A 9,315-nucleotide genomic window follows, 5' to 3' on the forward strand; every position below is an offset into this window, starting at 1 on the left:
GGGCCTGCCGCCCATGTCGCGAGTCTACGGCGTAAACAACCTATCGGCACACAACAGCTAGCGGATGGGTTCTGTGTATTTTGTCTTGTCGGTCCGCATGACGCGCTTCGAGACATGGAGCGGCCTGCCATCGATGTCGTAGACGAAGTCCGTTACGAGCATGAGCGCGGTGTCGCGCTCGACGTCAAGCAGAAACGCTTCGCGCGGGCGGGCGAAGCAGACCTCAAACGTTTTATGGCCGTTGGCGGGGACGCGGTGGAAGTGCTCGCGTAGTGCGGTGTAGAGCGAGCGACGGTCGAGGTCGGTGTCGAGCAGTTCTTTGAATTCCCTGGGCAACCAGGTGGTTTCCAAGCAGAACGCCTCGCGGTCGAGATAGCGTAGGCGTACGAGCTCGACGACCGGGCTTGCGGGGTCGACGCGTAGGAATGAGGCCGTGTCCGAAGGCGCGTCCGCCATGCGAGCGTCCACGAGGCGCGTTTCGAACTCGGATCGGCCACCTTGCATGCTCGTGGTGAAGCTCGAGAATACGGTCTCATCGGCATGGGATTGCAGGGTTTTAGAGACGAACGCGCCGCGACCGCGCTTCTTTGCAACGAGTCCTTCGTCCACAAGTATCTTGAGTGCGTGGCGCACCGTACTACGCGAGAGGCCGGTGTCGGCGATTAGCTCGGATTCCGATGGCAGCTTGGAGCCGCAGGGATACACGCCGCGGATGATTTTTGATCGCAGCTCTTCGGCGAGCTGGCAATAGAGGGCATCCGTGGATGTGGTTCTTACATTCATAATCGGTCTCGAACCTTAGTGATATCACAAACTTGTATGCCACTTACAGTAGCTTACCTGCTGTCCAAATTGTGCTCAATGATAGGGGAAATGTCGATATAAGCCGTTTACGGCCAATAATACGCCGTTCATCGTAGACAACCCTTCGTAGGTGGTTTTAAGTCCTATATCTAACTTGTATCAATAACTAATCATATGGATGACGAAAGGACTGATACTCATGAATAAGCAGGAACAAGTTCGAGACATGGTTATCCGGATTCTCGAGAATAAGAAGCATGTGGGCGGTATCAGGCGCGTGGTGTGGGTCGGTGCTGGCGGTTCGAATGGCGGTAACTACCCCGCTCAATACTTTATGGAGCACGAGGCGACCCTCATCGCGTCTTCGAGCTATACCAGCAGCGAGTTCGTTCGCGCTACGCCGCGCTATGTGGATGAGAATACGCTCGTCGTCGCCGTTTCCATGCGTGGCACGGCCGAGACCATCGCGGCGGCCGAGGTGGCGCGCGAACTGGGGGCTGCGACCGTGGGCGTGTACGTGGACGAGTCGCGCCTCACGGATGTTTGCGAGTACAAGGTCCAGTACGGCAGCCTCGCGGTTGACGAGACCGACATGGGCGAGACAAACTCTGCCATTGTGACCATGATTGCCATGGAGCTCGTGCAGCAGACGGAGGGCTATGCGGAATACGATTCGGCGATGGCGGCGTTCGGCCTCATCGACCCCATCTACCGCAAGGCGGTTGCCTATACTGCGCCGCTTGCCGAGGCCTGGGCGCAGCAGAACGCCGACAAGCCCTGCATCAACGTGATGGCGCAGGGCCCGCTGTACGGCGCGGCGTACGTCTTCTCCATCTGCAACATCCAGGAGATGCTCCAGATCGATTCCTGCACGATCAACACGTGCGACTTCTTCCACGGGCCCTTTGAGATCTTGGACAAGCGCACGTCGCTGTTCCAGCTCATCTCGGTGGGTCGGTCGCGCGCGAACGACGAGCGCGGCGTCCGCTTCTTGGGCCGGTACGGCGGGGACCGCGTCTACCAGCTCGATGCGAAGGAGCTCGGCTTGAACGACATCAAGGATTCGGTATCCGAGTACTTCAATCACCTGGTCTTTTCCCCGATTCTGAATAACGTTTATATGCGTGCCCTTTCTCGGGTCACCCATAAGGACTACATGACCCGTCGCTACATGTGGAAGCTTGCATACTAGCTGGACGCGCTGCACCCACGCTGCAAGTGGCACCTCCCGTGGTCCGATCTGCCCGATGAAATCGCCGGATCGCCCGACCAAGCAAGGATCTCTTGAAGAAGTATTGAAACATCTATAACGAGTATAACGTCTGTTATAGTAAGTGAGCTGATCGACCGGAGGGAGCGGAGCCGTGGACGTGAAAAAAGGCTATGCGATGGTGCTGATTGCAGCGCTGACGTGGGGATGCATCGGCATCTTCGTCAACGATCTCACTGCGCTGGGGCTGGGTTCGGCGAGCATCGCTGCGTTGCGTTTGTTGTTCGGTGCGGCGATGCTGGCGCCCGTGCTCGCTGTGATGGGGGCGCGCGGGTCGGGGGTGCCCGTGGGGGAGCGACCGTCTGCGCGCGCGTTGTTCCATGTGCCGCTCTCTTCGCTCGTCCCCTGTGCGCTCGTGGGCATCGTGGGGCTCGCGTTCGCCAACCTCGGGTACTACATTTCCATGGGCGAGGTGGGCATGTCGACAGCGTCGGTCCTGCTCTACACCATGCCGGTGTTCGGGGTGGCGCTGGGGCGGCTGCTCTATCGCGAGCCGGTGACCTCGAGCAAGCTCGCCTCGATCGCCATCAACGTCATCGGATGCGTGCTGGCGGTAACCAATGGCGACTTCTCCTCGATGGGCTTCTCGGCGCTCGGCATCATAGCCGGCGTGGCCGCGGGTTTCATGGGTGCCTTGCTGGCAGTTTTCAGCAAGGTCGCAACAAAGCGGGTGCATCCGCTGGCGGTGACGTTTTACGGATTCGTCTTCGGCGGTGCGACCATGCTCGCCCTGGCGTGCCCTTGGACGGATATCGCCGCTGCGGCGAGTCCGCGATTGCTGCTCGTCCTGCTGGGGTTTGGCCTCATCCCGACGGCTTTGGCGTACATCTTCTATATGAACGGATTGTCGATGGGGCTCGAGGCGTCCAGGGTGCCAGTTGTCGCTTCGTTTGAGACGGTCACGACCGTGCTGGTGGGCATTGGGGTCTACGGCGAGTCGGCTGGTCCAGTGAAGATGGCGGGCATCTGCCTGGTGCTACTTTCCATCTTCGTGATGAACACGAGCTTCGAGGAAATTCGCCGCAGTGAGCTCTATGGTCATGTGGCGGAGTCCATGCGGTTCAGCGGGCGGGCATGGGCGCAGGAAAAGGCGGCGGGCTACGCCGAGTTCGTAAGCGGCGGCGACTGGCAGGCATGGGTCGCGCTGCGATAATGCCAGGTGCGGGCTGGAGCCGTGTCGCGCCGTACTCCGCGTACGAGCGAGGTGCGCCCATCGGGCGGGATCATGGCTAAATCATAGGCGATGGCTGGCTCGCCTTTGAAACATACTATGACGTATATAACGGGTGAACGGTCGCTATAGACCAGTGGACGGTACATATTTCCAGAAAATACCATAGTCTGCTAAAGAACACTCGACATACTAGCTAGGTCATCTATAATGACCATAACGACTAAGAGGAGGCGTGATGAATCAGATAATTCTGGCATCGCACGGCGGGCTCGCAGCAGGTGTCCGCGATACGTTGGCAATGGTCCTTGGCGACGTCCCCAACGTCCACGTTATCTCGCTTCTGCGCGATGACAAAGAGCCCGTTACGGGCAAGGCGGCTGATCTCATCGAGACGTTTGATGCCGCAGATACCATCTACGTCTGCACGGACATGATGGGATCGAGCGTCAACAACTCGATGGTGGAGCTGATGGAACGCGACGATCGCATCACCGTGATCAGCGGTATGAACATGCCGCTCGTGCTCACGCTCGCGATGTCCCCCGTGCCCATCCAGGGTAAGGAGCTCGTCGATCTGATCCAGGAGGCGCGCGCCGGTCTGGACAACTGCCGTGACTCCGTACCCCTGCTGGCCAAGGCGCCTAGGAAACAGGTCGTCGCCGGCAAGGGCGGCAAGGCGAACATCGTGCTGGTGCGTCTGGACTACCGCCTGCTTCACGGCCAGGTCGTATTCTCCTGGGTCAACTCGGTTGCCGCCAGCCGCATCATCGTGGTGGACAACGAGGCGGCGTCCGATGAGATCAAGAAGGGCGCGCTCAGGCTCGCCAAGCCGGCCGGCGTGTACCTCAACGTGTACACCGTCGAGAGGGCGCTCTCCAAGATGGAGAAGCTCAACACGCTGGGCGAGAACGTGATGTTCGTATTCGGCAACGTGCGCGAGCTGCTTCAGTTCGTGAGCTCCTATCCCTTCCCCGAGGTCAACTTTGGTGCGGCGGCCAACCACGACGGTGCCGAGCCGGTTGGCGGCAAGGACAGCTCCGTCTTCCTCGATGCCGCAGAGAAGGCCGACGCCCAGAAGATCTTGGACCTCGGCATCAAGATCTACGAGCAGCAGACGCCTACGCAGGCGCGTACGGATATCAGCTCGTTCTAAGCAGGCATGTATCCCCGAACCGTGGGGTTTGCAACGAATACTTCTGAGAGGAGAAGGTAATGGATACGTTCATTAGCGCGCTGCTCGTCGGCCTTGTCGGCGTGTTCTGCATGCTCGACTCGCGCCTGTTGGGCCGCCTGAACTTCGAGCAACCGCTGATCGGCGCGACGCTTGTCGGCCTGGTGCTGGGCGATGTGCCCACCGGCCTTGCCGTCGGCGCGGCGGTCGAGCTGGTCAGCATGGGTCTGGTCCAGGTTGGTGCAGCGGTTCCGCCCGACATGGTCCTGGGCGGCATCGTCGCCTCCGCGTTCGCTTGCTTGACCGGCGCATCCGCCGAGACGGCCATGACGATCGCAATCCCCGTCGCGGTCCTCGGGCAGCTGCTCGGCATCGTGTTTCGCTCTATCATCGCGGCGCTCACCCATGTGGCCGATTCCGCTATCGAGGCCGGTCGCTTCAAGAAGGCCTACCGTATGCACATCGTGGCTGGCACGGCGCTTTACTCGCTTATGTACTTCCTGCCGATCTTCGCCGCGGTCTTCGTGGGTACCGACGTCGTCCAGGCGATCGTTGACATGATCCCAGCTTGGATCACCGACGGCTTGAACGTGGCCTCCAAGATCCTCACCGCCTATGGTCTTGCACTCCTGCTCTCGATGATGCTCAACAAGGGCATGACGGTCTTCCTGTTCCTGGGCTTCATGCTCGCATCCTATCTGGGCCTTTCCGTGATCGCCGTCTCGATCTTCGGCGTCATCCTCGCGCTCATCCTCATGAGCATCAAGTATGCCAACAACGGCGGCGTTGCCATCGCGGGCGCCGGGGCCGAATACGATCCGCTCGAAGACGATGAGTAAGGGGGAGAGCACCATGGCTAACGAGATCGCTAATCAAGACGTATCGCTCAACAAGAAGATTTGGCAGTTCTTCTGGCGCTCCTGGGCAATTCAGGACTCTTGGAACTACGAACGCCAGATGAACATGGGTTTCCTGTACGGCATGGTTCCCACGATCGACCGCTGCTATCCGGACGAGACCGATCCCCAGCAGCTCGAGGCCAAGAAAGAGGCCTATCGTCGCCACATGGCGTTCTATAACTGCACCCCGCAGACGAGCGCCTTCGTCCTCGGCCTCGCATCCTCCATGGAGGAGCAGTACGCGAAGGACCGCGCCAGCGTGAACCCCGATTCCATCAACGCGATCAAAACGTCGCTGATGGGCCCGCTCTCTGGTATCGGCGACTCCTTCTTCCAGGGTACGATTCGCGTCATCGCCTTCGGCCTCGGCGTGCAGCTCGCGCAGCAGGGCTCCATTATGGGCCCGATCCTGGCGATGGCCATCTCCATCGTTCCGTCCGTTCTCATTACCTGGTTCGCGGCCAAGCTCGGCTACCAGGGCGGCCATGAGTACCTGCAGAAGCTGCAGGGCGGCAACATGATGGACAAGCTCATGTATGTCTGCGGCATCGTGGGCCTCATGTCGGTGGGCGCCATGATCGCGACTCTCATTGGCGCTACCACGCCGCTTGCGTTCTCTGACGGCGCCGTGGTCATTCAGGACATCCTGGATTCCATGATGCCGAACATGATTCCGCTGGCGCTTACCGGTTTGATGTATTGGCTCATCAAGAAGGGCGCGAACACCCTGGCACTCCTCGCGATCGCCATCGTCGGAGGCATCGCCCTCTCCGCTCTGGGCGTCCTCGTCTAGCACCTGTACCAAGCTCATGCCGCGCCCGTTCCCAGCTGCGGGAATCGCGACGCCCCGCAGAAGGGCTTCGCGACCGAGGCGCGTTGCGACTCCGATAGACACTCCACCCCTGGTGGGAGGCCGGCCGGCATTCGGTTCCCTAAGTCGAGGCAGCCCAATCTCCGCTGCGACCGTCCGGCCCTCCCGTCAATCACCTGGTAACAACGGCCCGCCATACGGCGGGGCTGAGCAAGCAACCGAAAGGATGTTTTGAACATGTACGAGATCGACCTCAACCTCCCCAAGCAGATCGTTGCCGACGTCCTGTCCAACCACGAGATCCACAGCGTCGCCTTCGTGGGCTGCGGCGCCTCCATGTCCGACCTGTACCCCGCCAAGTACTTCCTGGCCAACAACACCGATAAGCTGAACGTCCAGATCTTCACCGCCAACGAGTTCAACTACGACACCCCGAAGTGGGTCGGCGAGCACACCTTCGTCATCACCTGCTCGCTCGGTGGCTCCACGCCCGAGACCGTCGAGGCCAACAAGACCGCCAAGAAGCACGGCTGCCCGGTCGTCTCCCTCACCAACAAGGCTGGCTCCGCTCTGACCGTTGACGCCGACCACGTGATCGTCCACGGCTTCCATGCCAACTTCGCCGCTAAGGCCGAGAAGCCCGGCTACGCCATGGCGCTCGCTCTCGAGATCCTTCAGCAGACCGAGGGTTATGAGCACTACGAGGACATGGTCACCGGCCTGACCAACATCTTCGAGCTCTGCGAGAAGTCCGCTCAGCAGGCTGAGAAGGTCGCCGAGCAGTTCGCTCAGGACTTCAAGGACGACGAGATGATCTACTTCATGGCATCCGGCGCCTCCGAGAAGATGGCCTACTCCCACGCCGCCTTCCTCTTCACCGAGATGCAGTGGATCGATGCCGCCGCCTACAACACCGGCGAGTACTTCCACGGCCCGTTCGAGATGACCACCCCTGGTAAGCCCTACGTCTTCTTCATGTCCGATGGCGCGACCCGCCCGATGGACGCCCGCGCCCTTACCTTCCTGCAGCGCATGGATGCCAAGGTCGCGCTCATCGACGCCAAGGACTACGGCCTGGCCGATGCCGTGCCCGCGAGTGTGCTGACCTACTTCAACCCGCTGCTGCACCTCGCCGTCATGCGCGTGTACGGCAACAAGATCGCCGATGCCCGCCAGCACCCGCTGACTAAGCGTCGCTACATGTGGAAGCTCACCTACTAGTTCGATTCGGCGGGCGGCTCCTTTTCGGGGCCGCCTTTTTTATTCGAGGGAGGTTCCCATGATCAAGGCGGTGCTGTTCGATAACGACGGCGTGCTGGTGGACACCGAGTGGTTCTACAACCGCCGCCGCGCGGCATACCTGGAGACCAAGGGCTTCGTGTTCGACGAGATCCCCGACCTGTCCGGAACGAACGACGTGTACGTGTGGGAGTACTTCGAACCCGACGACCCCGTTCGCCGCGAGGAGCTGAAGCAGGGCTACCTGCCCTATATGGAGGCGCACCCCGTGCCCTACGACGAGCTTATGAACCGCGACGCGCGCCCCGTCATGGAGGCGCTGCAGGAGCGCGGCGTGAAGTGCGCCATCGCGAGCTCGGGACAGATCGAGATGATCCAGCAGCTGGTGGACGCCGCCGGCCTGGAGGACGTGCTCGACCTCAAGCTGAGCGCCCACGACTGCGGCGCCTTCAAGCCCGATCCGGCGGTGTACCTCCGTGCGATGGAGCTTTTGGGGGTGGAGCCGGAGGAGTGCCTGGTGGTCGAGGATTCGCCCTTCGGCATCGAGGCGGGCGTGCGCTCGGGTGCGCGGACGTTGGCGCTGAAGCCCAAGGAGGGCGTTGAGCTCGATCAGTCGGCGGCGGACCGGGTGATCGACAGCTTGTGGGATGTGCTGGAGGAGCTCGGCTAAGGCATGTCTTCCTCGGGCGCACGTGCAACATGTCATTGATATGGTTATAATTATAACGACATATATGACGATGCAGATGAATGGATGAGAGCGCTATGGCGACGAACAGGACGACCCCGCTGTACCAGCAGGTCTTCGAAGAGATCAAGGGGGCGATCGAGAGCGGCGAGTACGCGCCGAAGGAGCGCATCCCGTCCGAGCCCGAGCTGGCCGAGCAGTACGGCGTGAGCCGCATCACGGTGCGCCGCGCCGTCGAGGAGCTGTGTTCGGAGGGCTATTTGGTGAAGCAACAGGGGCGTGGGACCTTCGTGAGCACGCCTCACATCAATCGTCGCCTGCTGCAGTACACCGTGGCGCGAGGTTTCACGCAGGTGTGCGAGGACAACGGCATGGAGCCGGGCGCGCGCGTGCTCAATCGCTTGATCGTGCCGGTGCGCTCCGAGGAGGCTCGTCTGCTTGATTTGTCGGAAGAGGCGTTGCTGTTGTATGTCCAGCGCATCCGCACGGCGGATGGCCAACCCATCTTCGAGGAGAATATCTTTTTGCCCTACGAGGGCTACCAGTCCTTGATGACCGAGGACTTAAATGATGTGTCGATGTTCGACAAGATCTCGGAGGTGGGCGGGAAGCGTCCGGAGGTGCCGCTTATGCGTACCGTGGAGGCGGTGCGAGCCACGAGCGAGCAGGCAACGCGCCTGGCGATCTCTCAGGGTGATCCGCTGTTGTTTCTGAACGTGTGCTTCGGCGACGCGGACCGCAAGCCGGTGTGCATCGGTCGCCAGTATTACGTGGGCAGCCGCTATCGATTTGTGCTTTAAGCACTTGTCGGCGAAGCGAGGCGAAAAAACCGCTCCTTTCGGCCCGTCCTTCTCGGAGCGGGGCCCAAGGGCAGATTTTTTCGAGCCGTCCCCTTGAAGCGGGATCCAAGAGCGGACTATTCGAGCTCTCCCCCTCGAAGTGAGGAGAAAAATCAGCTCCCTTCGAGCCCTCCCCCTCGAAGTGAGTTGATTTTTTCGAAGGGGGCGAGTAGACCCCTGTTGGGGGAGCGCCTCACCTGGGGTTTTCTTGCAAATTGCAGCGGGATATCGGGCGCCTCTCGATTTTTCCACTCACTTCGGGGGTGCCAGGTTGTTTTAGTCCGCCGACCCCTCGAAGTGAGTGGAAATGCGGCAGCCGCCTGCTTCCGTAAGGGCCGAAGCGGTGTATAGATGGCAAAAGACGATATGAGTTGAACATTGGAGCCCCTCCCCTTGTAGCTCTATCGTGGGTCGGGCGAC

General features: G+C 60.7%; 9 protein-coding genes. 8 read left to right on the forward strand and 1 reads right to left on the reverse strand.

Annotated elements, in window-relative coordinates:
• Window positions 1-57 precede the first annotated feature (57 nt).
• Window positions 58-783 (reverse strand): GntR family transcriptional regulator, encoded by a 726-nt coding sequence (locus E4J93_RS02210; protein WP_147587858.1) that lies wholly within the window; start codon window positions 781-783, stop codon window positions 58-60.
• A gap of 220 nt (window positions 784-1,003) precedes the next feature.
• On the opposite strand from E4J93_RS02210, the gene E4J93_RS02215 reads away from it, so the two are divergent.
• The 8 genes from E4J93_RS02215 to E4J93_RS02250 all read left to right on the forward strand — a co-directional run bounded on the left by E4J93_RS02215 (window position 1,004) and on the right by E4J93_RS02250 (window position 8,856).
• A complete protein-coding gene (locus tag E4J93_RS02215; protein WP_147587859.1) occupies window positions 1,004-1,996 on the forward strand; it encodes an SIS domain-containing protein in 993 nt (330 codons plus the stop codon).
• Window positions 1,997-2,168: 172 nt separating this feature from the next.
• The gene (locus E4J93_RS02220) at window positions 2,169-3,227 is read left to right on the forward strand and encodes a DMT family transporter (RefSeq protein ID WP_147587860.1); all 1,059 of its coding nucleotides are present in this window, start codon (window positions 2,169-2,171) and stop codon (window positions 3,225-3,227) included.
• A 256-nt stretch (window positions 3,228-3,483) separates the two neighbouring features.
• Entirely contained in the window at window positions 3,484-4,401 is a 918-nt protein-coding gene (locus E4J93_RS02225; protein WP_147587861.1) for a PTS mannose/fructose/sorbose transporter subunit IIAB, read from the forward strand.
• Between the two features lie 59 nt (window positions 4,402-4,460).
• Complete coding sequence (locus E4J93_RS02230; protein WP_147587862.1) at window positions 4,461-5,258, forward strand: PTS sugar transporter subunit IIC; 798 nt, start codon at window positions 4,461-4,463, stop codon at window positions 5,256-5,258.
• A 13-nt stretch (window positions 5,259-5,271) separates the two neighbouring features.
• Entirely contained in the window at window positions 5,272-6,111 is an 840-nt protein-coding gene (locus tag E4J93_RS02235; RefSeq protein WP_187231572.1) for a PTS system mannose/fructose/sorbose family transporter subunit IID, read from the forward strand.
• A 255-nt stretch (window positions 6,112-6,366) separates the two neighbouring features.
• Window positions 6,367-7,350: an SIS domain-containing protein gene (locus E4J93_RS02240; RefSeq protein WP_147587863.1), complete on the forward strand. Its 984-nt coding sequence runs from the start codon at window positions 6,367-6,369 to the stop codon at window positions 7,348-7,350.
• 58 nt (window positions 7,351-7,408) lie between these two features.
• Window positions 7,409-8,038 (forward strand): HAD family phosphatase, encoded by a 630-nt coding sequence (locus E4J93_RS02245; RefSeq protein WP_147587864.1) that lies wholly within the window; start codon window positions 7,409-7,411, stop codon window positions 8,036-8,038.
• Window positions 8,039-8,133: 95 nt separating this feature from the next.
• Window positions 8,134-8,856, forward strand: a complete 723-nt coding sequence (locus E4J93_RS02250) for a GntR family transcriptional regulator (RefSeq protein WP_147587865.1) — start codon at window positions 8,134-8,136, stop codon at window positions 8,854-8,856.
• Window positions 8,857-9,315 lie beyond the last annotated feature (459 nt).

The sequence above is a fragment of the Collinsella sp. BA40 genome (assembly GCF_008014645.1).
GTDB lineage: Bacteria > Actinomycetota > Coriobacteriia > Coriobacteriales > Coriobacteriaceae > Collinsella.